Source organism: uncultured Pseudoalteromonas sp., assembly GCF_963922945.1.
Lineage (GTDB): Bacteria > Pseudomonadota > Gammaproteobacteria > Enterobacterales > Alteromonadaceae > Pseudoalteromonas.
Window position 1 is genome coordinate 1 of sequence record NZ_CAWUKC010000059.1, and the last position, 25,055, is coordinate 25,055.

General features: G+C 39.4%; 22 protein-coding genes and 1 pseudogene. 7 read left to right on the top strand and 16 right to left on the bottom strand.

Translation table 11 applies throughout. The annotated features are described in order from the left end of the window. Positions 1-815 (bottom strand): 4-hydroxy-tetrahydrodipicolinate synthase (gene dapA, locus AABI99_RS12545; RefSeq protein ID WP_338366209.1); only part of this gene is annotated, 815 nt, incomplete at its 3' end. Positions 816-987: 172 nt separating this feature from the next. On the opposite strand from dapA, the gene AABI99_RS12550 reads away from it, so the two are divergent. Continuing rightward, positions 988-1,641, top strand: coding sequence for a DUF6058 family natural product biosynthesis protein (locus AABI99_RS12550; RefSeq protein WP_338366211.1), 654 nt, complete (start codon positions 988-990; stop codon positions 1,639-1,641). Between the two features lie 104 nt (positions 1,642-1,745). Here the strand turns inward: AABI99_RS12550 and AABI99_RS12555 are convergent, their stop codons facing one another. The 3 genes from AABI99_RS12555 to AABI99_RS12565 all read right to left on the bottom strand — a co-directional run bounded on the left by AABI99_RS12555 (position 1,746) and on the right by AABI99_RS12565 (position 4,238). Beyond that, positions 1,746-2,033 (bottom strand): putative quinol monooxygenase, encoded by a 288-nt coding sequence (locus AABI99_RS12555; protein ID WP_338366213.1) that lies wholly within the window; start codon positions 2,031-2,033, stop codon positions 1,746-1,748. Positions 2,034-2,096: 63 nt separating this feature from the next. Then, positions 2,097-2,912: a 2,5-didehydrogluconate reductase DkgB gene (dkgB, locus tag AABI99_RS12560; protein ID WP_338366215.1), complete on the bottom strand. Its 816-nt coding sequence runs from the start codon at positions 2,910-2,912 to the stop codon at positions 2,097-2,099. A 153-nt stretch (positions 2,913-3,065) separates the two neighbouring features. Next, the gene (locus AABI99_RS12565; RefSeq protein ID WP_338366218.1) at positions 3,066-4,238 is read right to left on the bottom strand and encodes an MFS transporter; all 1,173 of its coding nucleotides are present in this window, start codon (positions 4,236-4,238) and stop codon (positions 3,066-3,068) included. A 114-nt stretch (positions 4,239-4,352) separates the two neighbouring features. Here AABI99_RS12565 and AABI99_RS12570 point away from each other — a divergent pair, with 114 nt between their 5' ends. Together AABI99_RS12570 and AABI99_RS12575 are read left to right on the top strand one after the other, a co-directional pair. Beyond that, positions 4,353-5,240, top strand: coding sequence for a LysR family transcriptional regulator (locus tag AABI99_RS12570; protein ID WP_338366219.1), 888 nt, complete (start codon positions 4,353-4,355; stop codon positions 5,238-5,240). A 57-nt stretch (positions 5,241-5,297) separates the two neighbouring features. Beyond that, positions 5,298-6,341, top strand: a complete 1,044-nt coding sequence (locus AABI99_RS12575; RefSeq protein ID WP_338366221.1) for a metal-dependent hydrolase — start codon at positions 5,298-5,300, stop codon at positions 6,339-6,341. 66 nt (positions 6,342-6,407) lie between these two features. On the opposite strand, the gene AABI99_RS12580 is transcribed toward AABI99_RS12575, so the two are convergent. Further along, a complete protein-coding gene (locus AABI99_RS12580) occupies positions 6,408-6,674 on the bottom strand; it encodes a hypothetical protein (RefSeq protein ID WP_055013750.1) in 267 nt (88 codons plus the stop codon). A 220-nt stretch (positions 6,675-6,894) separates the two neighbouring features. Here AABI99_RS12580 and AABI99_RS12585 point away from each other — a divergent pair, with 220 nt between their 5' ends. Together AABI99_RS12585 and ykgO are read left to right on the top strand one after the other, a co-directional pair. Continuing rightward, positions 6,895-7,155 carry a type B 50S ribosomal protein L31 gene (locus tag AABI99_RS12585; RefSeq protein ID WP_338366225.1) on the top strand — a complete coding sequence of 87 codons (261 nt, stop codon included), beginning with the start codon at positions 6,895-6,897 and terminating at the stop codon, positions 7,153-7,155. 2 nt (positions 7,156-7,157) lie between these two features. Beyond that, the gene (gene ykgO / locus AABI99_RS12590; protein WP_004586489.1) at positions 7,158-7,292 is read left to right on the top strand and encodes a type B 50S ribosomal protein L36; all 135 of its coding nucleotides are present in this window, start codon (positions 7,158-7,160) and stop codon (positions 7,290-7,292) included. Positions 7,293-7,345: 53 nt separating this feature from the next. Here the strand turns inward: ykgO and AABI99_RS12595 are convergent, their stop codons facing one another. Both AABI99_RS12595 and AABI99_RS12600 read right to left on the bottom strand, forming a co-directional pair. Beyond that, entirely contained in the window at positions 7,346-7,732 is a 387-nt protein-coding gene (locus tag AABI99_RS12595) for an OsmC family protein (RefSeq protein ID WP_004586490.1), read from the bottom strand. Positions 7,733-7,741: 9 nt separating this feature from the next. Further along, positions 7,742-8,131: a cytochrome b562 gene (locus AABI99_RS12600; protein ID WP_338366239.1), complete on the bottom strand. Its 390-nt coding sequence runs from the start codon at positions 8,129-8,131 to the stop codon at positions 7,742-7,744. 521 nt (positions 8,132-8,652) lie between these two features. On the opposite strand from AABI99_RS12600, the gene AABI99_RS12605 reads away from it, so the two are divergent. Both AABI99_RS12605 and AABI99_RS12610 read left to right on the top strand, forming a co-directional pair. After that, on the top strand, positions 8,653-11,505 hold the full coding sequence (locus AABI99_RS12605) for a TonB-dependent receptor (RefSeq protein ID WP_338366241.1): 2,853 nt from the start codon (positions 8,653-8,655) through the stop codon (positions 11,503-11,505). A gap of 559 nt (positions 11,506-12,064) precedes the next feature. Then, positions 12,065-14,905: a TonB-dependent receptor gene (locus tag AABI99_RS12610; RefSeq protein ID WP_338366243.1), complete on the top strand. Its 2,841-nt coding sequence runs from the start codon at positions 12,065-12,067 to the stop codon at positions 14,903-14,905. A 105-nt stretch (positions 14,906-15,010) separates the two neighbouring features. On the opposite strand, the gene AABI99_RS12615 is transcribed toward AABI99_RS12610, so the two are convergent. The 9 genes and pseudogenes from AABI99_RS12615 to AABI99_RS12655 all read right to left on the bottom strand — a co-directional run bounded on the left by AABI99_RS12615 (position 15,011) and on the right by AABI99_RS12655 (position 24,757). Next, on the bottom strand, positions 15,011-16,789 hold the full coding sequence (locus tag AABI99_RS12615; protein ID WP_338366245.1) for a sugar phosphorylase: 1,779 nt from the start codon (positions 16,787-16,789) through the stop codon (positions 15,011-15,013). Positions 16,790-16,813: 24 nt separating this feature from the next. Further along, entirely contained in the window at positions 16,814-18,037 is a 1,224-nt protein-coding gene (locus tag AABI99_RS12620) for a glycosyl transferase (RefSeq protein ID WP_338366247.1), read from the bottom strand. Continuing rightward, complete coding sequence (locus AABI99_RS12625; protein WP_338366249.1) at positions 18,030-19,775, bottom strand: HAD-IIB family hydrolase; 1,746 nt, start codon at positions 19,773-19,775, stop codon at positions 18,030-18,032. Before AABI99_RS12625 ends, AABI99_RS12620 begins: the two co-directional genes overlap by 8 nt. 135 nt (positions 19,776-19,910) lie before the next feature. Next, on the bottom strand, positions 19,911-21,149 hold the full coding sequence (locus AABI99_RS12630) for a uracil-xanthine permease family protein (protein ID WP_338366251.1): 1,239 nt from the start codon (positions 21,147-21,149) through the stop codon (positions 19,911-19,913). Between the two features lie 9 nt (positions 21,150-21,158). Beyond that, the gene (gene upp / locus AABI99_RS12635) at positions 21,159-21,791 is read right to left on the bottom strand and encodes a uracil phosphoribosyltransferase (RefSeq protein ID WP_338366252.1); all 633 of its coding nucleotides are present in this window, start codon (positions 21,789-21,791) and stop codon (positions 21,159-21,161) included. Positions 21,792-21,935: 144 nt separating this feature from the next. Beyond that, complete coding sequence (locus AABI99_RS12640) at positions 21,936-22,895, bottom strand: kinase (RefSeq protein WP_338366253.1); 960 nt, start codon at positions 22,893-22,895, stop codon at positions 21,936-21,938. 221 nt (positions 22,896-23,116) lie between these two features. Beyond that, on the bottom strand, positions 23,117-23,539 hold the full coding sequence (locus AABI99_RS12645) for a DUF4174 domain-containing protein (RefSeq protein ID WP_338366254.1): 423 nt from the start codon (positions 23,537-23,539) through the stop codon (positions 23,117-23,119). A 151-nt stretch (positions 23,540-23,690) separates the two neighbouring features. Beyond that, positions 23,691-23,978, bottom strand: a pseudogene (locus AABI99_RS12650) (IS3 family transposase); the annotation flags it as partial. A gap of 464 nt (positions 23,979-24,442) precedes the next feature. Then, positions 24,443-24,757, bottom strand: coding sequence for a hypothetical protein (locus AABI99_RS12655; RefSeq protein ID WP_338366255.1), 315 nt, complete (start codon positions 24,755-24,757; stop codon positions 24,443-24,445). Between the last annotated feature and the right edge of the window lie 298 nt (positions 24,758-25,055).

A 25,055-nucleotide genomic window follows, 5' to 3' on the forward strand; every position in this document is an offset into this window, starting at 1 on the left:
TGCTCATCGCTCAGTGGCACGTACGGTAATCTAAATACGGGGTTTACCGCGCCTGTCATCATCATTGCGGTGTTTATTGCAATCGGGTTTGGCTCGCAGAATAGCCAGTTCATTAAAGGTTGTAATGAGGTATTTAACGCATCGTTTTTGGTATCCATTAACTGGCGGAACAACCCAGGAATAAGATTAGATGTCACCGATATAACACCGTGTGCTTTGTGGACATGGCGTGCATCGTGTGCTTCGTCATCGTTACCTGACCAACACGCAATACCTTGCTGTTCGTAATGGGCAATGCGCTCGTTACCACCACATTCTTTTACGCCAATCAAATTAGGGTGTTTTGCTAATGGCTCAATAATATCAGGGGTCAAATCTTGCCCTGTGCGCCCTGCTACGTTGTAAATAAACGCAGGGCCAATATCAAGTACTCGTTTAAAGTGCTCTTTAACACCGGCAATAGAGGTACGGCCATAATATGGGTTAATTTGCAGCGCAGCATGCATACCGCTCGCAAAGCCATATTTAGTGGCTTTAATCGCTTCGCGGGTATTATTGCTACCCGTATTTCCTACAATTAACAGCTTATCGCCATATTTATTTGCACTGTGCGCAATAAGCATTAAATGCTCTTCCCAGTTCATTAACTGGCCTTCGCCGGTTGTACCACCAACCACAATGCCATCTACACCCGCTGCGATTTGTATTTCAACAAGTTCATCGTATTTAGCCAGGTCTATATCGCCATTGGCTAGGTATGGGGTTTTAATAGCGGTAATTAAGCTTGCTTGTTTAATTTGTTCTAGGGTGCGCATAAAAATTCATTATTTATAAAACTTGCGCTATTTGTAACATACTTGCACGCATTTTTGCAGGCCTAAGCGAATAATAAACCTAAAATGGCTTGTATTATTTAGTTTGATAATACAAAATACAAATACTGTACATTTAAACAGTATTTGTATTTTTAACTTTAAGCGAGCCATTATGCGTTTATCTAACTACTTAGCTACTCATTTTTACAATACCGATGAGCTTTGCCATGCTTTAAATATTGATGCCGAGCAACTAGATACATGGCAGCTGCAAAGTATTTTTCCTAAGCCCAGTTATTGTATAAAAAGCCAACTAAGTTGCAGCTCATACTCTGGTTTGTATGAATGCGAAGAGTACGATGACTATTACCCGCGCGGCTGTGTAAACTGGGGGCAAGGGCTTTTAAAACAAAAAATTGAATCATCGAGTAATGCATTTAATTACTTTGCTCAGCAATACACGGCAAGCCTTAATAAACTAGCACAACAAGGGTTTATTTTTAATGAAGAGCTATTTGGCTGCGAAATAGACGAGCACCTTCAGCAAGTGTGGCAGCAGTTTTTATGCAGCAAATACGGTGTACTAACGCAAAATGGTTTAATTGACGAGATAGTATGTGTGGATATAGGCCGCCTATTGGTAGACGATATTACTGAATTGCGCACTAAAGTAAGCTTGAATCAAGATGAGCGAACACAACTGCACCCCGTTATAAAACTATTAAACAAAGCGCTAGGCCACGGTGCCGAGCATGAAAAACAGCAGACCCTACGTACGCGTTATATAGATGCACTGATTTTAAAGTACGATTTATCAATTAAATAAATATAGGTCAGGCATTAATGTAAATTCACTATATTCATTTAATGGCGATGCATCGTTACATCGCCACGATACGAGTTAAATTGCCCTGCACAAGATTACTTTTTCTAGCCAATAGTATTGAACACTTCAATATTACTATTTGTTACTAGCCCGGTCACTTGAGTGCCAAAAACTTTGAAGTGTGGCTCATCTTTATGCGCTTCAAAATGCTCATCAGATGCCCATTGCTCACTGACTAAATAAGTCGTTTGGTCATCATCACTTTTGACCGATAACTCGTAACGCAGGCAACCCACTTCTTGACGTGAGTACTTTTGTAGGTTTTCAAGCGCGGTGAGTACGACATCTGCGTCAATATTGTTGCTCGTAATGGTAGCAATTACCGTTAACATACGAAGTCCTTATTAAAATAAAGGTGCAGCACAGCTACACCTCTGTAGGTTTTATATAGTCAATTATTCATCCCACTGTGGGGCAAAATCAGGCGTTGCTTGGCGGTCGCCGCAATCAAGTCCGTCAATACGGGCAATATCTTCAGCGTCTAACTTAACGTGGTCGTTAAAGTTATCTTCTAAGTTTTTACGCTTAGTTGATGATGGGATGGTAGTCATGCCGTTGGCATTAATCCATGCAATAACCACTTGCGCTGGTGATGCTTCATGCTTTTTAGCAATATCAATAATGGTTTCGTCTTTGAGTACTTTACCTACTACAAATGGCATATACGCTGTAACATGAATGTCGTGCTGATCACAAAAAGCGCGTAGTTTTGTATTGGTTAAATAAGGATGCACTTCAACTTGGTTAGTAAATATTTCTCGCGAATCCAGTGTTTGCATTGCTTCGTTTAGGTTGGCAATAGTAAAGTTAGAAACACCAATGTGCTTTGTTAAACCAAGCTGTTTAGCTTTTAAAAGCTCCGTTAAATACTCACTCATAGGCTCATCATTTGAAGGCGCCGGCCAATGAATAAGTAATAAATCAACAGAGTCTACTTGTAACTTTTCTAGTGACTTTTCAACGCTGGCAATAAAGTCAGTTTTGTTAAGCTTGTTGTTCCACACTTTGGTGGTTAAAAATATTTCGCTGCGCGGAATGTTGCTGTCTTTTATGGCTTGGCCTACTTGCTCTTCGTTACCATAAATTTGTGCTGTATCGATATGACGAAATCCTACATCTAACGCCATTTTTACTGAGTTGTAGGCGGTATCGCCTTCTAAACGAAATGTTCCCATGCCTAAATCTGGCATTTCAATTACACGTTGTGTCATGGCTCTGTCCTTATAAAATAATCGGTTAAAAATACAAACTGCTTAAGTTTTTCGAAATACACCTTTTACTTCTGTGTCGTCATTTAAAATTAATGACCTCAATACAGGTAATGAGGCCATTAATTTGAGTTTCAACCTTAGCAAAAAGATGGTTTACGCTGGCTGAACTTCTCGCTTATCTAACATGCCACTGTAGCGGGTTGCCAGTAATGCCAGTACCGATATTATTGCACCTATCCAAGCTGTATCTTGAAGTGACATACCCTCTACTACACTGCCACCAATAATTGAGCCTAGAGCTATACCAATATTAAACGCTGCTATGTTTAATCCCGATGCGACATCTACCGCATTAGGGGTATGCTTTTGCGCTTGCTTAACAACATAGAGCTGTAAGCCCGGTACGTTACCAAACGCAAATGCACCCCATACTAAAATAGTCAGTACGGCTGCAACTTTTGATTCCATCGTAAAGGTAAATGCCAATAAAATAATTGTTAACGCGCTAAATATAATACTCAATGCGCTAATTGGGCCGCGTTTATCTGCCAGTTTACCGCCCCAAATATTACCAATAGCGACAGATACACCATACACAAGCATAATTAAACCAATCGCTGAAGGAGCAAAACCTGTTTGCTTCTCTAGAATAGGTGCTAAGTAAGTAAACGCAGTAAACGTGCCGCCATAACCTAAAATTGTCATTAAATACACAAGTAGTAAGCGAGGTTTTACAATAACCTGAAGCTGCTCTTTAAACGTAGCAGGAATAGACTGCTTTAAATTTTTTGGCACTAAAATAGCGCTACCAATTAACGCAATTAAACCCAGTAGCGACACCACTAAAAACGTTGCACGCCAGCCAAAGTGTTGACCAATCCATGTCCCTAGCGGCACACCCGTTACTAGTGCAACAGTCAGCCCGGTAAACATAATAGCAATAGCACTGGCTTCTTTATCTTTACTCACTAAGCTTGTAGCAATCATAGAGCCAATTGAGAAAAACACACCGTGAGCCAGGCCTGTTAGTATGCGAGCTAATATTAATGTTTCGTAGCTCGGTGCTTGCCATGCAAGTAAGTTACCTAACACAAATAAACCCATTAAGCTTATAAGTACTATTTTACGGTTCCAACGCCCGGTTAGCGCAGTCAGTACCGGTGCACCAATGGCAACCCCAACTGCATATAAACTAACTAGCAAACCCGCTGACGGTAGGCTTACGCCTAAATCGTTTGCAATAGTAGGCACTAATCCCACTATTACGAACTCGGTTGTTCCTATTGCAAATGCGCTTAAGGTGAGCGCCCACAAAGCCAATGGCATAATTAAGTCCTCATTATTAGTTAAGGCTTACAGTTTGACTAAAAATGTGTTTGCAAAAAATAGCATTAGTGACAAAATACTTTTGTAATTAATGCAAAAGTAAGGTGCTAACGTATGGCTCAGCATGCAAAAACCGAAGACTTAGAAATGTTTTTAACCGTAGTAGATAGCGGCAGTTTTTCAGCAGCAGCTAATTTGCTTGATCAGCAAGTAGCAAAAGTGTCGCGGGCCGTGTCTCGCCTTGAAAACACGTTACAATGTACATTACTAAACAGGACCACTCGCCGATTAGAGCTAACCGAAGAGGGCCATACCTTTATTAAATATGCTCGCGATGGCTTAAACACTTTACAAACCGGCGAAGAAGCAATAAAGCTTTTAAAACAAGCTCCTAGTGGGAAGTTACGTATCGATGCAGCCAGCCCCTTTGTACTGCACCAGTTGGTACCTTTAATTGCTGAATTTAATACGCAATACCCGCACATCACGCTTGATATAACCTCCCACGACAGCATTATTGACCTGCTCGAACATAAAACCGACTTAGCAATTCGTATAGGTGAATTAAAAGACTCTAACCTACATGCAAAAAAGCTCGGCTTAAGTAAATTGCATTTAGTTGCAAGCCCTAGTTACCTTAAAAATAAACCGACTATTTCGCACTCCAGCGACTTAACCCAGCATAAACTTATTGGTTTTACCGACTCTCCTAAACTCAATAATTGGCCGCTAAAATCACCCGTAGCTTTAAATTTTGCTTTAACCGCTAGTAGCGGCGAAACTGTACGCCAGCTTTGCCTGGCAAACCAAGGGGTTGCGCTACTTTCGCACTTTATGATTGGTGATGATTTAAAATCAGGCAAGCTAATAGAAGTCCTGCCAGGGTGTATAAGCACACCAAACAACCGCGAAATTGTGCAAGCGGTGTATTACAAAAACAGTGCTGTATCGTCGCGTATAATGGCTTTTTTAGACTTTATAAAACCACTGCTTAGATTATAAATGACGTTTTTAAGCCCAAAGGCAGTATAACTAACACCCTAAATAAAAAGGAATAAAATGGACTCGTTAACGCAAGTAGTTTTAGGTAGCGCAGTAGGTTACGCTGTATTAGGTAATAAAATCGGCCGAAAAGCCGCTTTATGGGGTGCTGCTTTAGGAACTTTACCCGACTTAGATGTGTTTATTCCTTATGGCGGGCCAGTAGAAGCATTTACTTATCATCGTAGTTTTAGCCATTCGTTAATTGTGCATTTATTAATTAGCCCCCTTATTGTTTGGCTTATTTTAAAAATACACGCCGGTATGCAAGTCCATAAAGCGCGCTGGTTTTGGCTGGTATTTTTGTGTTTATCGACCCATGCATTACTTGATAGCTTTACGGTATATGGTACGCAATTACTGTGGCCTCTTAGCGACTATCCTTTTGCTATTTCAAACATGTTTATAGTCGACCCGCTCTATACAGTGCCCTTACTATTTGGTGCAGCTTGTACATTACTACCAAAAATAACAGCTACGCGCGCATATAAAATAAATACCACAATGCTTACACTAAGTAGTGTGTATTTATGTAGCTCACTCATTTTAAAAGCAATTATTGACAATAAAGTATCGACAGCATTATCTGATAAGCAAATACACGCTAACAATTTTATCTCCACCCCTGCACCGCTTACTACGCTGCTTTGGCGAATAGTCATTATGTCTGATGGGCTATATTATGTTGGATATGCATCGGTATTTGATGAGCCAAACGAAGTAACATTCAATGCCTATAACACTGACCCCTTATTAATAAACGAGATAAGTAATGAGTGGGGAGTTAAACGCTTACAGTGGTTCACAAAAGGCTTTTACAATATACGCCAGCAGCAAAATAAAGTAATACTCTCTGATTTAAGAATGGGCATGGAGTGTTATTACGTATTCAACTTTGTTGTTGGAGAAAAAACCGACTCAGGTGTGAGTGTGGGTGACTATGAAAAAATAAGCCAGCGCGCTAACTTAAGCAGTATAAGTAAAATATGGGATAGGATCTGGAATCCAGATGTTAACCTTGCATCACCCCTTGCAAACAACGGCTGTATTAAAGGCATGTGACTACAAATAACACTGCATTTTATAATTAAGGGCAGTTAAGTGAAATTGCTAACCTGCCCTTTAATATTAATTTTGATGTTCGTATTGCCCTCTATAAACCTCAAAAACTTTTAACACCGTATGCTGTTCTTTATTAAGATTATCAAACCAATCATCAAATAATTCATCATTATCTTGCTCGCTCAGTGCCATATATTGGGCTAGTAATTCAATAATATCGTTATGCGTACAGTCTATTGGATTAATTTGCTCGGATAAGGCTGTGTGATCGCGCTCTCTAAGGGTTTCCATGACCCCTTGGTCTATTTGCTCTTGTTGTGCTGCGTCGCTCATAGCTTACCTCTAAACCATAAAATTTATTGTTAACTTTTTTATATAGTTATAACAGCCTAAAAACGAATAGCCAGTATTTTTGGTTTAAGTGGTTATTTTTTGAATTGTTTGCACAATTACCCAGCAAAAAACCATGCAAATGAGAGTAAAAATCATTTGCACAAACGCCGTAAACACGATACCCTATTGCGATATTATCACATAACAACTTAGAGCTATTATGAAACCAAATATTCATCCTGATTACAACGTGGTTGCTTTTCACGATACCGCTGCCGATAGCTACTTTATTATTGGCTCTACTATAAAAACTGATCGCACTATTGAACTTGAAGGGAAAACGTATCCGTATGTCCCTATTGATATATCTAGCGACTCACACCCATTTTATACCGGTAAGCAAAAAACAGTGGCTAGTGACGGGCGTGTGGCACAGTTTAACCGTCGCTTCAAAAACTTATCAACCTCTAAAAAGGGGTAGACATGAAAGTTTTAAGCTCACTTAAAAGCGCTAAGCAACGACCTGGATGTCAAATAGTGAAGCGAAAAGGACGTGTTTTTGTAATATGTAAAGACAATCCACGTTTTAAAGCAGTACAAGGTATGAAGAAGAAGTAACGCTAATTCCGTGAAATATACGGGTAAACTATTTTAGGTTTACCCGTATTTTTTTATTTAACAACCACTGAAAACTCAGGCTGAGCTTGAATGACTTTTTTGACTGTGCACGTATTAACGGCAGCAATAAGTGCTTTTTTATATTTTTGAGGAAAGCCATCGGGTAAATTAATTTCGATAGAAAATAATTTTTTACCTTCTTCATCTACGTTTTCATTATTTTGCGTAAGTGTCATCCCCTGCGTAGAGATATCGCGTTGCTCACAAAATTTACGTGCGTAAAACCCAGCACATAGCACCATGCTTACTAAAAAGTAGTCAAACGGTTCAGGGTGTTCAGCACCGCCACCCGCATTAATACTTTGATCGCTGATGACTTCAAGATCACCAAATTTTGCACTTTGCTTTTGCCCTTCTAACAATGAGACTGAAATTTCCATTACTACTCCTTAATTACCAAATAATAAGTCAAAAAAGCCCGGTGGTTCATGCAACTTATGATACTCTTTGCGTAAATCATCTATATTTTTAAGGGCTGGTTTTGCTGCATCAAGCCCGCGCTCATTCGCTAATTTTTTAGCTAACTTTGCTTGCGCAATCACTTTATCTAGCCCTTTTAGCGACATTTTTGCTTCTTTATGAAAGGTCGCTTTTTTACTGTTTTCAACCAAGGCAATAAATTTATCGATGGCTTTGTTAAAGTCATCAAGACTAACTGCTTGCACCGTATTTTTATAGGCAAGGCCCGTATTTTTCATATTAACTTCGAGATCAACTTTTTGCTCTGAAAAAGCAGCCGTACTATATAAAACAGCAACAACTAAAACTAAAAACTTCATGGTAAAACCTATCTATAACAAACGGTATAAGTGTACCAAGTTTACGTAGCAAAGTAACTGAGGGAGTAATTGAAGATAGGTATCTGTAAAGGGGCTTTACAATAAACAAGTAAGTAACAAGCCCCAAAGAAATGTAACTAAAAGGTAAATATTGATAATACACCTTAGAAAAAACACCACATAAAAGGGACAATAAAGATCAACTCCACCGAATAGAAACTCAAAAATATCAATACAAACGCAGGAATTACCTATATTAAATACATTTCAAAACAGTATAAACAATTTAAATTAAAAGAATAATCTCATTTTAAAACAATGGTTAAGCTTGTTTTTTTCATTTAATTAACATTGCATTTGAACACGTTTTATTGTGATTTCAGCGAAAAATAGTTGTTCCCATATATATCCATGTTAATTGTTAATGTGCAATGTAAATAATAAATAAACAGCTCGTAGTAATAAAACACATTGCACAAGAGCTGTACTTAAAATCACAAGTAATCATCTAGGGAATTTCAATGAAAACGTTCAATGTAGTCTCTCACAGTATTAAAGCTGCACTTTGTCTCTCAACTGCAGGTTTAGCATTTTCATCATTAGCGGCAGAAGAGGATGAAAAAAAATTAGAAAGAATAGAAGTAACAGGTTCTAAAATCAGCCGTGTAGGCGCAATAGCCCCTGCCCCTGTTACTGTTATTTCTGGCGAAGAACTTATTAACACCGGTGCAGTGAATATTGGTGAAGCCTTAAACAAATTACCAGCGTTAGGTAATACATACTCACTTGCAAACTCAGGCAGGTTCATTGGTACTGCCGGTTTAAATATTCTTGATTTACGCAATATGGGTACAGACCGTACCTTAGTACTTGTTAATGGTAAGCGCCATGTTTCAAGTTCTGCGGGCTCTCAATCAGTCGATACAAATACTATTCCAAGTGTATGGGTTGAGCGCGTTGAAATAGTTACCGGTGGTGCATCGGCCGTTTATGGTGCGGATGCGGTAACGGGCGTAGTTAACTTTATCTTAAAAGACAACATTGAAGGCTTAAACTTAAGTGTGACTAAAGGGGTTTCTGACCTAAGTGATTATAACAACGAAAAAGCCACTTTTTCATATGGTAAAAACTTTGATAATGGCCGCGGTAACGCAGCATTTGCAGTTGAATACTCTGGTCAAGACTCATTAAACGCACTTGATCACCCGTGGACAGACGGCTCTTACTCAAGTTTACGCAACCAAGCACAAACTGATGCTAATAAAGATGACCCAAACTTTCCTGATAAAATTTACACACCAAATGCAGGCTACTATGCAATTAATAACGCAGGCGTATTTAGCGTAGGTAACGGCTATGTAAATACGTTTAATCCAGACGGAACACAGCGTGATATTTATGTTGGTAACAATGTTGATGGGTTACTTTGTGCTGATTGTGACTCATTTAACCTTGCACAATTTAATGAAATACAACCTGAATTTGAAAGGTACAATGTTAATTTCAAAGTCAACTATGACGTAACAGAAGACTTAAATGCTTATTTTGAAGCAAAATACGTTAACAGTGAAGGTGAAAGCATTGGTCAACCTGCATTCTTCTTTGGCGACCCTAGAAATACAATCAGTATAGATAACCCATACTTAGATGACAGCGTTAGAACATTAATGGAAGAGGCCAATGATGGTGAAGGCGTCGACTCGATTAATATTTTACGTATGATGACTGATTTAGGTCGTCGTATCGAGAACAACACTCGTGAAACCACACGATTTGTTGCGGGTTTAAAAGGAACAGTTTTAGAAGATTGGGATCTAGATGCTTCAGTGGTTCGTGGTAAGACTGAGCTTGAGCGTGTAAATGGCGCTAATATGATTTTAGATAACTATTCTTACGCGCTTGATGCAATTGAAGATGACGAAGGCAACATTGTATGTCGCAGTGAAACTGCACGTGCTGATGGCTGTGTACCTGTAAACATTATGGGTTTTGGCGCACCTAGCCAAGAAGCCATTGATTATATCAATACCGTATCGACAGGTACTTCTGAAATTACACAAACGGTGGTATCAGCTTCACTGGCGAATGGTGCTATTTTTGAGTTACCGGCAGGTTACGTTGGGATGGCATTTGGTGTTGAATACCGTAAAGAAGAAAGTGAAACAATTGAGCCTGATAATGCTGAGGGGACTTTCTTCAATGCTTTAGGTGAGGATAAGGGCGAATTTGATGTAAGTGAAGTTTTTGCCGAGGCAACTATTCCTTTAGTCTCTGATCTTCCTTTTGTTCAAGATTTAGTTCTGGATGCAGCAGTACGTTACGCAGACTACAGCACTATTGGTGATGCAACAAGCTGGAAACTTGGCTTAGATTGGACTGTTAATGACCAAGTACGCTTGCGATTAACTCAGTCAGAAGCACTAAGAGCGCCTAATATTGGTGAAATTTTTGGCGCACCTAGCCAAACTTTCTATAACGTAGATGACCCTTGTTTAGCCGATAACTTAGATGATTTACAAAATAGTGACACTCGCCGTGCTAACTGTGCTGCGCTTGGTGTACCAGTTGGCTTTGAGTCAGACTACGATTCACAAACACTTGAAGGCTTACAAAGCGGTAACCGTGATGTTAAAGGTGAAGAATCAACAAGTACAACGATAGGTTTAGTGTACCAGCCTGATTTCATTGAAAATGCAGTATTAACGGTAGATTACTGGAAAATAGAGCTAGAAGATGCGATTTCTACAATTGCATCTCAAGAAATTCTTGATCGCTGTGTTGATAGTACTTCGGGTATTTCAAATCAATACTGTGACTTAATCACACGTGATACGAACAGTGAAATTACGTTAATTCAAAACTCAGTACTGAATGTATCAGGCCAAGAAGCTTCTGGTATTGATTTTGAATTAGCTTATGATTTTGATGCTCTTGAAGGTAGCTTTAAGACCCGTTTAATTGGCACGTACTTAATTGAACGTAAAGAGTTTCCATTCCAGGATGAGCCAGAGGAGTTCATTGAGTATGCGGGTACAACTGGCGAAGCACAGTGGCAAGCTAACATAAATATAGAGTATAGCTACGAGCGTTTTTATACGTCTTTAAGCACTCGTTATATTGATGAAGTAAGCTTATACACTGAACAAGAGCTTGAAGACAACCCTAACCCAAATAGCCTAATGAGCTTTGGCACTTATATTATTTCTGATGTAACAGTAGGTTATAACTTTGATAATGGTATGGGTATAAAATTAGGCGTAGATAACGTATTTAACAGAGATCTTCCATACGGTACACGCGGTACTGGTAGTGGTAGTGCAAGTTACGATAATATTGGCCGTTTTGGCTATGTAAACCTATCATATGATTTTTAGTTTATAACCCACTCTATGAAGGCCCTTAACTGGGCCTTTTTTATTTTTTAGATGAAATTTACTCAATTTATTGTTTTTATAAACATATAACTATTTAGTTATGTTCCTTTTTAGAGGTAAATCAACGCAAACTCATTACATAAAAACAACATTTAAGCACAACTTTAAAGCAGCTATTTAATCTGCGAGAAAATAGAGTTAAGCCCCATACCTAGCACTCAAAACATAAAAGCTCGAAAAACAAACCGATAAATAAACTAGGTGTAAACAGGACTTCAAAATAGTATAAAATACAATCCTCTCCTCCTTTGTACCTAATTTTGATTAAAAAATACGAACTCTTTATTGTTGTGATAATACCAATAATAAGCAACTTTAGACAATTTAATAAAGAGTTAACGTACCAAAAAAACAAAAATCACTGCGCTTCTATTCATTGTTTCAGCATGCAATAATCGCCAGCCCTATAACAAAAGTTATAGGGCTTAGGCTAAATGCACTGTGTATTTAGCTAAAAGATAATGTATTTAATTATTATAAAATCTCCTTTGGGAAACACATGAAACGTCATAATTTACTTTCTACTAGCATAAAATGTGCATTGCTTACTGCTGCTGCAACAGCGAGTAACTCTGCACTTGCACAGGATGAGCAAGCGACAAAAATTGAACGCGTTGAAGTAACGGGTTCGCGTATTTTACGCGAAGGCGCTATTGCACCGGCACCAGTAACAGTGATAAGCGGCGAGCAGCTAGTTAATACTGGCGCTGTAAACATTGGTGAAGCGCTAAACAACTTACCAGCACTTGGCAATACTTATTCCATGGCTAACTCAGGCCGCTTTATTGGTACTGCTGGTTTAAACATTCTTGATTTACGTAATATGGGCACCGACCGTACCTTAGTACTTGTAAACGGTAAGCGTCATGTTTCTAGCTCAGCGGGCTCTCAAGCTGTTGATACAAATACTATTCCGAGCGTATGGGTTGAGCGAGTAGAAATCATTACCGGTGGTGCATCAGCTGTATACGGCGCTGATGCGGTGACAGGTGTTGTCAACTTTATTTTAAAAGACAACATAGAAGGCATGGACTTTAGTGTTACCCGCGGTTTTGCCGATTTAAATAGTTACAACAACGAAAAAGCTACATTCTCGTACGGCTCTAACTTTGATAACGACCGTGGTAATGCCGCTTTTGCTATTGAGTACTCTGGCCAAGATTCATTAAACGCACTTGACCACCCTTGGACGAGTACATCTTTTAGCAGCTTACGTAATCAAGCTCAAACAGATGCAAACAAAGATAGCGCAGACTTCCCTGATAAAATATTAACGCCTAATGCGGGCTACTACGCTATTAACAACGCGGGTGTTTACGCTCTTGAAGATGGCTATACTAATAGCTTTAATCCAGATAGCAGCGCACGTGACCTATATATTGGCAATAACGTAGATGGCCTTTCATGTGCAAATTGTGACTTTTTTAACCTAGGCCAATTTGAAGAAATTCAACCAGAGTTTGAACGCTACAACGTAAACTTTAAAGTTAACTACGATGTGACCGACGACTTGAACGTTTACTTTGATGCTAAATACGTAAACAGCCAAGGCGAAAGCATAGGTCAACCTGCTTTTTTCTTCTTTGATAGCGACAACAGCATTAAAATTGACAACCCTTACTTAGACCCAGATATTAAAGCACGTATGCAAGAAGAAGGCGTTGACTCAATCATGGTTAATCGCATGATGAGTGACCTTGGCCGCCGCGTTGAAAACAATACCCGTGAAACTACGCGTTTTGTTACAGGCTTAAAAGGGACTGTGTTTGAAGACTGGGAATTAGATACCTCTGTTGTTTACGGTCAAACAGATTTAGAGCGTGAAAACGGCGCAAACATGATTTTAGCTAACTACTTTAACGCCCTTGATGCCGTTGAAGATGCAGATGGCAATATTGTATGTAGCAGCGCTGCAGCACGCGCTGATGGCTGTGTACCTGTTAATATTATGGGTTTTGGCGCGCCTTCTCAACAAGCGATTGATTACATCAATACGGTATCAATTGGTACATCAACAATTAAGCAAACCGTGGTTTCTGGCTCACTTGCTAATGGCGCGATTTTTGAATTACCAGCAGGTTATGTAGGTGTTGCATTTGGTGCTGAGTACCGTAAAGAAGAAAGCGAAACAAAAGAGCCTGATAACGCAGAAGGTACTTTCTTTAATGCTTTAGGCGAAGACAAAGGCTCGTTTAATGTTCGCGAAGTATTTTTTGAAGCGACTATGCCTATTTTAACAGACTTACCGCTTATTCAAGACTTAGTATTTGATACCGCGGTACGTCATGCTGATTACAGTACAATTGGCGAAGCAACTAGCTGGAAACTTGGTCTTGACTGGACGGTTAACGATGAGCTACGTGTACGTGTAACACAATCTGCGGCACTTCGTGCGCCAAACATAAGTGAAGTATTTGGTGCAGCAAGCCAAACATTCTACACTGTGGACGACCCATGTCGTGCTGAAAACTTAGGTGATTTATCTAACGGTGCTATTCGCACTGCAAACTGTGCAGCGCTGGGTGTAGCGAGTGACTTTAACTCAGATTACGACTCTGCATCATTAGATGGTTTAAGCAGTGGTAACCGTGATGTTAAAGGTGAAGAGTCAACAAGTACAACGGTTGGTATTGTTTATCAACCAGAGTTTATTGAAAACGCTGTGCTTACTATAGATTACTGGGAAATTGATCTTGAAGATGCCATTGATACAATCGACGCGCAAGATATTCTTGACCGCTGTGTTGATAGCACAACCGGCATAGACAACCAATACTGTAATTTAATTACCCGTAATGCCAGTGGTGAAATTTCATTGATTCAAAACTCAGTACTAAACGTAGCTGGTCAAAAAGCGTCTGGTGTTGATTTTGAATTAGGTTACGACTTTGATGCGCTAGAAGGTAGCTTCAAAACACGTTTAGTCGGTACTTACCTTATTGAACGTAAAGATTACCCGTTCCAGGATGATCCTAGCTCATATATAGAATATGCAGGTACAACCGGTGAAGCCAAATGGCAAGCTAATCTATCAGTTAGCTATGCTATGGATAACTTTTACTCAACCGTTGAAACTCGTTTCTTAAGTGAAGTTGATTTATACACAAATGTTGAGCTTGCGAGTAACCCAAACCCAAGTAATCAAATGGCTTACGGTAAATACTTTATTACCGACATGACAGTGGGTTACAACTTTGATAATGGTTTAGGTGTTAAAGTAGGTGTTGATAATCTATTTAATCGTAAGCTTCCGTACGGTACTCGTGGTACAGGTGCAGGCTCTGCAAGTTACGATAACATAGGCCGCTTTGGCTACATTAACTTAAGCTACAGCTTATAATTAGTAACAACGTTTATTAATTAAGTTAAAGGCTCGCACTGCGAGCCTTTTTATACCAATGCGCTTAATTATGTGATCTATTTTGTAAATTGGTATTACTGCACTTTATTTAATATTACTTAACCATACACTTTGATACGGCTCAAGCTCTATGGTGAGTTGATCTTCGCTTATTGTTTTATCAGCCACTAAATCAAACCATTGCTGGGTGTTAATTAAGTTTAAATCTGCAAGGGTAAGTACGTGTGGTTTATCACTTATGTTATAAACGCAAAATATACTTTGGCGCCTATCTATACTTTGCCGCCAAAAACCAAATAACCCCCCCGCTAAATGCAGCGTAAATTGCGTGGCATTTGGATGAAATGCACTTTGTTTTTTACGAATACCTAATAGGTGCTTAATACCATTAAACACTTTGTGATGATGGCTATATTTATCACCTAAAGCCGATAATAACTTTGACTCTTGCCAGCGATGACGGTTTATAGCACGGTTATGTTGTGAGTTTTCAAAGCGTTCGTAATCGTTTGTTGTGCCAAGCAAGCTATGAATATAAAGCCCTGGGATCCCCTCAAGGGCAAACATAATAGCGTGCGCACACATAAACCGCTCCAGACCAAACTTATCTTGCCCATTGTGCGTGCCTTGCAATGCATCAAAAAGCGCTATGTTTAATTCGTACGGTGTGTGCGTACCATCGCTACTGGTACGCATTGATACACGCCCACCAAATTGCATAGATGTACTCACCAATGACGCCACTTCGCTTGGCTGTAACAAGCCCTCTATAGGCCTAAGCCCAATACCATCGTGCGAGGCAATAAAATTAAAGTATGTGGTGCCGTTTTGCGCCGGCGGCATACTCATCATCCAATGTTTAATCGCCGTGCTATCTCCACTAAGTAATGTATGCAGTAATAAAGGCGGTAAAGCAAAGTTATAAATGCTGTGCGCTTCGTTGGCATTACCAAAGTAAGATAGGTTCTCTTGGTTTGGTATATTTGTTTCGGTGATGATAACGACGTTTGGCTCAGTATGCTCTATCAGCGTACGAATAAGCCTTACGGCTTCATGGGTTTGCGGTAAATTAATACAACTGGTATTGAGCTGTTTCCATAAAAATGCAACCGCGTCGAGTCTAAACAAGCGAACGCCATTATCTAAGTAATGGCGAATAATGCGTATAAACTCCTTTAACACTTCTGGGTTAGCAAAATCAAAATCCACTTGATCGTGGCTAAATGTGCACCACACGTGTTTTTCGCCGCTTGGCGTGGTTACTGTATTTAATAGGGGTGAGGTACGTGGGCGTACTACATTAGATAAATCATCGGTTAAACTTGCCGTTTTAAAATAATCTTTGCCTGGGTGTAAATCGTTTAAAAAATTTTCAAACCATACACTGCGGCTAGAGCAGTGATTAATCACTAAATCTGCCATTAGCTTTACATCTTTGGCAATATTTTTAATATCTTGCCAATCCCCCAGCGATTCATTTACTTGCACGTAGTTCATTACCGCAAAGCCCTCATCTGAGCTATACGGGTAAAACGGTAATATATGCAACGCATTAAGCTGCATATCACAGCGCTCTTTAATAAATCGGTGCAGGGTTTTAAGTGGGGCTTCTACTGGCTTTGCAACCGCTTGGTCGCCTTCATCGTGCTTAATAATAGAGTCGCCATAAGCTATTAGTATAATATCTTGCTCATCCCAACGGTTTGTATGCGGTGTGGGGTCGCGCAGCGGGCTGTCGCCTAAAATTATAGTAATAAGCTGCTCAGCCAGCTCTGTAATACTTAAGGGCAATTCAACATCTTTATAAATAATATGTAAATGCTGCTCTACCCGCTGTAAAAATAATTCACTTACTGTATTCACACGCGCCCCTTATTATTGTTTTATTTATTCACTAAATTCTTTATTATCAAGCTCAACCGCTTCTTTTAAGCGCTCAAAAACATCTGGCATTGCCGATACAACACGGTTCCAGCTTGGCACAAATGGCGCTTCCATTGGGTTCTCTAAAAAGTGCTGACCTGCTTCCATGATGTTTTGAGCAAACATTTCTACGGCCTTTTCCTCTTGGTGTACATCAAGAGTGAGCCCATTCATTAGTGCATCATTATGATACGTTTCTATAAAGTCTAAACCAATCCGGTAGTAAGTTGCTTTTAACGAACGAATAGTTTCACTGGTGAAGGTTACGCCCTGTGTAGCTAGTTTTCTAAATAATGCTTTAGTTATATCTATCGACATTTTAGATAAACCGGCACTTTGATCGTCCAGCGAAAGCGCTTGGTGCTTATGATCGTAATTATCAGCAATATCAACTTGGCATAAGCGATTATGCGAATAATTACGGTACATTTCACTCAGTACACCAATTTCAAGCCCCCAATCGCTTGGGATTCGAATATCATTTAATACGTCGCGTCTAAATGAAAATTCCCCCGCTAATGGGTATCTAAACGAGTCCATATATTCTAGGTAATCGGTATTACCTAAAATAGTTTTGAACGAGCGTAGTAATGGTGTAACTAATAAGCGCGACACGCGGCCATTAATTTTGCCGTTTGCAGTACGCGGGTAAAAGCCTTTACAAAATTCATAATTAAAACGAGGGTGCGCAACAGGGTAAATTAAGCGTGCAAGCAAGCCTCTGTCGTAAGTTAAAATGTCGCAATCGTGAAGGGCTATCGACTCCACTTCTGAGGTGGCTAATTTATAGCCCATGCAATACCACACGTTTCTGCCTTTACCAAGTTCACGCGGTGCAACGCCTAGCTGTTGTAGCTCTTTATCGAGCGCTTGTAAACGCGCTCCATCGTTCCAAAGCACTTTATGGTTTTGATTAAGCTCTTTAAAAAAGCCTAATGCATGGCGATACTGCGACTCATCAGCCCGGTCTAAACCTATGGTTATTTGCGATAAATAAGGCACGTCTCTTAGCTCTTTTACAATATTTTGCAGCGCAGGGCCTTCAAGCTCACTAAATAAAGAAGGGAGTATTAACCCCATTGGCCGCTGTTTGCTAAAACCAACAAGCTCTTCTTCTAGCGCTCCAACAGGTCTGTCGGCAATATTATGTAACGTTGTGATGATGCCATTTTGATAAAAATCAGCCATGTGATTTTTGCTCCTCAATAGTATTTAAAATGCTGCGAATACAAGGCAATGTGGTTATTTCTTCAATCCAACCCTGTGGAGCGGGAGATTGAGAGTAACGTGCCTTATTGTGAGATAACTTAACCGGCTTTTTACTGCTGGGGTTATGGATGATAATGGCGATATCAGCTTGCTCTAACATCTGCTTATCGTTGTCACTATCACCAAGTGCAATTACCGTGAGAGGCTTTCTAAAATGTTGTGAAATTTGTTTAACTAACCACTGCTGTGCAGCGCTTTTATCGGTGTTTTTAGCAATGTGTATAAACCGCCCGCCTATTTTAATTTCGTAGCCGAGTGCTTTAACATCGTTTACAAACGAATCAAGTAGTTCATCGCTGCCATGCCAATAAAGTGGATCTGAAAAATCGCGTGTTTGAGCGCGCCTTGCATGTGCTTCATCAAGCCCGGTGAGGGATGATATTTGCTCACGCGACAAATCACTAAATAACTTATAATGCGATTTATAGTCGCTGCTTAAGGAGTCTAAATCACTCAGTAAACTAGATAAGGGCGAGGCAAACGCATAGCACCAATATGCCCCTACTTGCGTGCAGCCAATAGGTTTAAGCTCAAAATAATCGATGGGTAAATAAGCCGCAGCACCGTTTTCAACAATAAAGGGTTGTTGAATATTAAGCTCGTTTTTAAGCTCCACCACCTCGCAAAATGTTTTACTGGTATTAAATACCACAGGAATATGAGCGGCTTGTAAATCTTGCAGCAGGCTACTGATATTGTTGGTATTGTAATCAGCGTGATCGAGTAACGTGCCATCTAAATCGGTAAATATAATAGGTTGTTGGGTGTCGTCGCTGGTCAAATGCATAGCACTTATATCGCGATTACTATCAAGCTCTATAAGCGCATTTGCTTTAGCGCTTAGCGTATTTAAATTTTCGCGAGTGATACGCTCAAAATGAGAAATAAAGTGCACTAGTTGCTCATCACTCATGGTGCCATCACCCTCGCCTTTTGTGGCAATAAGCTTTTGCTCTTGTTCTTGTCGCCACTTAAATACATCTTCAAAGCTCGGTGCTTTAAGCATCACGGTGTAATCTATTTTACTAAACACACTTTTGTATTCATTTGCTAGGCAACTGTTTACGCAGCGTCGCCACACGCCCTCTTTATCCTGCTTTGATTCTAACTCGTTTATAGGCTCACTTAATGAAAATAGCGGTTGCGGCTCACTGCCAACACACCAGCCCTCTAAAATAATAATATCAATGGGTTTGCTGTTACATTGCCATGTTTGCTCGGGGCTGCAATCGTCATGTTGCTTGTCAAATTTAGGCAAAGGTACGCCAACTTCTTTTGTAAGTAACCGATTAATGGTGGTATTCATTAAGCCCACATCGTGGGTGCCAGGCACACCACGAGTAGCAAATAGTGGGTGTACGTCTTTGGCAAGTCCTTGGCGGTGCGCTTTAGATAAGTAAAAATCGTCAATAGAAATCGCAACACTGGTAAACGGTGTATTGTTACTAAACCAAGTAACTAAAAAATCTGCGAGGGTCGTTTTTCCTGAGCCTTGACAGCCGTTTATGGCGACAAAAATAGGGGTGTTATTTTTTTTTGATTCTAGAATATCGTGTGCAAGGGGGATAAAAAATTGCTCACTAAGGTACTGATACTTTAAAGGCAATTGGTGTTTTGCTAAAAATGGGGTTATATCCACAATACTGGCCTCTGACATAGTCACTCCTTATAGTATGAAGTAACAAATGCAGGTACTAGACCACTATTATTTTTAGTTATTTTTTAATGAGTTAAAAAAATAGCGCATCAAAAATGCGCTATTTTGGTGCAACACTTTAATAATAGTGCACTATTAATTTTGTTCTGGCTCAGCCTTTGGCAATACTAAATTAAGCACTATACCTAAAATGGCACATAAGCTTACGCCCTCTAGGCTAAATTGACTGCCACCAATGTGCATACCACCAATACCACACACTAAAATAAGCGCTACAATGCTCAAATTACGTGGTGCAGTTAAGTCATCACCCGATTTAACCAAGGTATTTAAGCCCACTACTGCAATTGAGCCAAATAGTAAAATCATGATTCCGCCCATCACAGGTACAGGAATAGTTTGTAAACCAGCGCCCATTTTTGCTACAAATGCGAGTACAATGGCAATAATGGCAGTCCACATCATCACTCTAGGGTTAAAGTTTTTGGTCAGCATCACGGCACCGGTCACTTCTGAGTAGGTTGTATTAGGTGGGCCGCCAAACATTGAAGCTGCAGCAGTTGCTAAACCATCACCAAATAAAGTGCGATGTAAACCTGGCTTTTTCAAAAAATCTTTGTTAGTTACTTGGCTAATCGCCATCATATCGCCAATATGCTCAATAGCAGGGGCAATGGCTACTGGTACCATAAATAAAATGGCTTGCCACTTAAATTCAGGCCATGTGAAGTTTGGTACTGCCAACCAACTGGCTTCATTTACACTGCCAAATTCAACCACGCCCATTACAAGCGATAAAACATAACCAGATATAACACCAGCTAATATAGGTATAAGCTTATAAACCCCCTTACCCCATACCGCAAAAATAAGTGTTACAACAAGAGAAAACAGCGAAATAATAATGGCTTTATCGTACGCGAAGAGTTCAATACTGCCGTCGCCACTTTTACCCATGGCCATGTTTACCGCAACCGGTGCCAGGGCTAAACCAATTACCATTATTACAGGGCCTACCACCACAGGGGGCAAAATTTTATGAAGTGTTGCCACCCCTTTAAATTTAACCAATAGCGCTAACAGCATATAAGCACAACCAGCAGCCATTAAACCACCCATGGTGGCTGGTACGCCCCACATTTGCACTGAAGCAATAATAGGCGCAATAAACGCAAATGATGACGCTAAAAATATTGGCACCTTGCCTTTAGTCACTACCTGAAACAATAAAGTTCCTATACCCGCTGTAAACAAAGCGACACTTGGGTCAAGCCCTGTTAATAAAGGCACTAACACTAACGCACCAAATGCTACAAACAACATTTGGGCGCCGGTTAAAATAGTTTTTATAGAAAATGTAGAATTATTTTGCACTGTTAAACCTTAGTAAACCGTACCGAAAATTTTATCACCCGCATCACCAAGCCCTGGGATAATGTAACCCTTTTCATTTAAGTGGCTATCTACTGATGCAGTAAAAATTTCGATATCAGGGTGAGCGGCTAATGTTTTTTCAACGCCCTCAGGTGCGGCAACCAGTACGATAACTTTAATTTCTTTACAGCCTGCTTTTTTAAGCATATCAATTGTAGCAATCATAGAGCCACCCGTTGCAAGCATTGGGTCTATCACTAAGCTTAAACGCTCATCAATATTGCCTACTAATTTTTCAAAGTAAGGAACGGGTTCGAGTGTTTCTTCGTTACGTTCAAGGCCTACAACACTCACTTTAGCTGCTGGTAATAACTGCATTACACCGTCCATCATGCCAAGGCCTGCACGTAAAATTGGCACTACCGTAATTTTTTTCCCTTTAATGTGCTCTACTTTTAATTTGTTGCCGTCCCAACCAGTAATTTCGTTATCTTCTAACTGTAGGTTTTTAGTTGCTTCGTAGGTTAATAAAGTACCCACTTCAGAGCATAATTCACGAAAGCTTTTAGTACTTATACCGTGAGCGCGCATTAAGCCTAATTTATGTTGAACTAGAGGGTGTGTAATTACGTGAACTGACATGATAAAAACCTACTGATACAAAAATTGGCGGTATTTTATATTAAAAAAGGTCATTTGACCTGCTATTTTAAAAAAGTTTTCATAGATCGTGCCAAAATACATTGATTTGCTTGATATTTATGCAAACAGCACACGGCTTTATGTTTATAAATTGTTACTTGATAACGTTAAGTTTACTTGCGCCATCATGTAGCTGTTTATTTTAAAGTGATCAGGGCTCCAGCCGGCTAAAAAACGATAAAAATCGGCCCAAGCTAATGGCCATAATGAATGCCACGTTGTAATAACGTCATCGGCATTTATTTGTGGTTGATAAACACCAAGCGCACTTTTAAATTGCGAAAAATAATAAGATAAATGCGCATCAGCATACTTATGTAAATGCTCGTCGTTAAAGCAACTCGTCATAAAGTACATTACATCTGTAACCCCAACGCCTGCGCCTACATATTGAAAGTCATAAGCGAGTATTTCGCTTAGCTCACTTGCAGCAAAGTTGGCAAGTTTAGCATCGCCATGTATGAGGGTTTTATAGCGCGATGCTTGCAGTGTTTTATCAATTTTATGAGCCGCGCTTTTAATATCGGATTTTTTGTCAGCGCTTTGTTTTAACTTATTAAACTCATCTGGGCGTGTGCTCAAATGCCAATAGTTCCCTTGCTGCCATAAGCCCTTTGCAGGCTTATTTAAACTAAACGCATGAAAATGGGCTAGCCACGTAAGTATTGGTTTTATGTCAATCGCACTCGCTTGAGCAAAACCATGTTTGGTAAAGTTTTTAAATACCAGCGCATAGTCATCGCCGCTATTAATTGCACTTACACATTCAATACTTTTTGCTTTATTAGGTAATATCGGGCTGTAACGCTTATAAAAGTTATATTCAACTTCATAAGACTGCTGCTTTCTTTTTAATGCAAATTCACTTTGCTTAATTTTTGGATGGCTTATATGGCTTGGTATTTTGATCGCTTTAATCACACAAGGCTCGGCATCAAGCATACACTCAACAATACTACCACACCCACTCCAAAGCGATGTTAGCGTATCGCCAATTTCAATGTGTTTAAAATGAGGCTCTAATAGAGGAAGGTAAAATGCCATGGTAGAGTAACTATCCTATTGTTTTTGCATAGCTTAACACTAGAAAGTATTTTTAATAAAACAATAGCATCTATGAGCCCCGCTTAGTTGTACGTAAATAAGCACTTTTCTTTTCAAGGAAACACTCACCTTAATTTACCTGCCCAAAACGGGCACTAAATTCTTATTGGAAATGAAAATTTAAAATGGGTGTCTTGTTTATTTCCTAATATATTAATTTTTTATTGATTTAGTTGTACTTCTCTTTGGCGCATCTGCATAGCGTCTATGGTTGAAAAAAGCGTTTGAACATCAATGCTCTTTTCTTGAGATTTAATATCGCCGTCTTTTCCTATTAAAGTAACAGTATTCTTTTTGAGTCGATACTGCTGCTGGACATTTGACATGAATGAATCAGATAACCGACCAGAGTAGTTAGTTACAGCCCCTGCCTCTTTCATAATAAACCAAACAATGTCTCGCTCATTAATATCTTTTGAATATTTTTTCATAAGGCTTAATGCATTATCTGAATCTGTATGTTGATTGACAATTATAAGGCGGTTTTCCCATCTTAAAGTTAAAATATCATCCAATGGAATACTTTCGTTGGCATTTGATAACAAACTAAGCACGAGTAAAGAAAGGTATTTAATGTGTTTCATGGCATAACCCTAAAAGAGAGTGTATTTGTTAAGGTACGTTCTATTTGGCCTTGTGGTTTTGCTTATTTTATTTTTTAACGTTTATTGCTATAAAATATTTGTGTGGGTGTCATTGTTGGTTTAAGGCTTGTTCGAACTTTTGGATGAACTAAGGTTTTTCTGGTGTACTTCCGCCAGATACCGTTGCCACTTTTTTAGCTGGTCATTCTCCTGCTTAAAACGCTCATTTTCTTTCTTAAGCTTTTGAATGTTATCCAGCTCTGTTTTTGTTGGGAGTTTACTCATTGTTTTGTTGTGGCTTTGATAGCGCGGCGCGTTTTTAAACTTACCTTCGCAACGTCCTTTGACATGACACCGTCTCGTAAGCTTAGTTCGACTGCTTTGATTTTGAAATTAATGGGGTAAAACCATGTCTTTCTAGGTTGGTATATCTAGGCATTTTAACGTCCTCAAAGTGATGAGAGGTGCCCACTAAAACGGGTGAGAAGCATTCACCCGGTTCATTGCCTTGTTATGTGCGCTATACATATGATAAGTACAAGCCAGTCAGTATAAAACCAAAACCTAACACTTGGACGATTTTATCGCTATTTTTTGCTTCTACCTTGGAGTATTGCGTCTTTGAAAATGACAACTTTCTAGTCAAAAAGTCGGCTGGAAGCAACCTAAAACTTGTGAAAGTCAAACACGCAAAGCCAACTGCAAAGAACAGGTCTCTGTAATTAAGGTCCAAAGTAAACGAAACCAGAGGAATAACCGAAAAACAGAGCATTAGAATGCATGGCCAGTGTATTTGTGATCTTGTTGCTTTCTTTACCATTTAATTTCACTTAGCACATAACGCCCGCCTAACACGCAATGTGTTGGCGCGGTTTTTTGCGTTGTCTGTCAAAACCGTAACAACTATACATTGTCGTCGTTGAGGCTTTTGTTGTGTTTGTCTGCTCTATGTAACAAACATGCTATAGCAGACGCATAGATTGTAAAAAAAAGTACAAACGCAACAAACAGGCTTAAATTGGCGGCCCAGTTACTTTTTGTAGACAATTCATAAATCAAATACACAGAAATAGGTAATGAGAGAAGGTAGCTATTACTCTTAGCAATAGATTTATCAAAGGTAGTAATCAACTTTTTAACCAAACGTGGGGCAAAGTTTAGAACTAATGGGACAACCAATAAACCAGCAAACAATATATCTATTACAACTTCTTTCAATTTAGATACTCCATATCTAAGCAAACATAACAATTTTGTCTACGACATTTGTCGTTTTATAAACCGAAAAATGTCCATATATTACAATGCATTTAGCTTAACCATCAAATAAACACCTGTAAATAATTAGTTAACTTTTGCTAGAGATTCATATCATGAAATCACCTTTTTAAACTATGATAGCCGAGCAAATGTATTTAAAGCGTTATGCTAAAAGTGCCATTGTAGTGGCGTATTTATACCGGATAGCTTCGTTTATTCGTTTTAACTCTATGAGGCCACCAACAACAATAAGAGA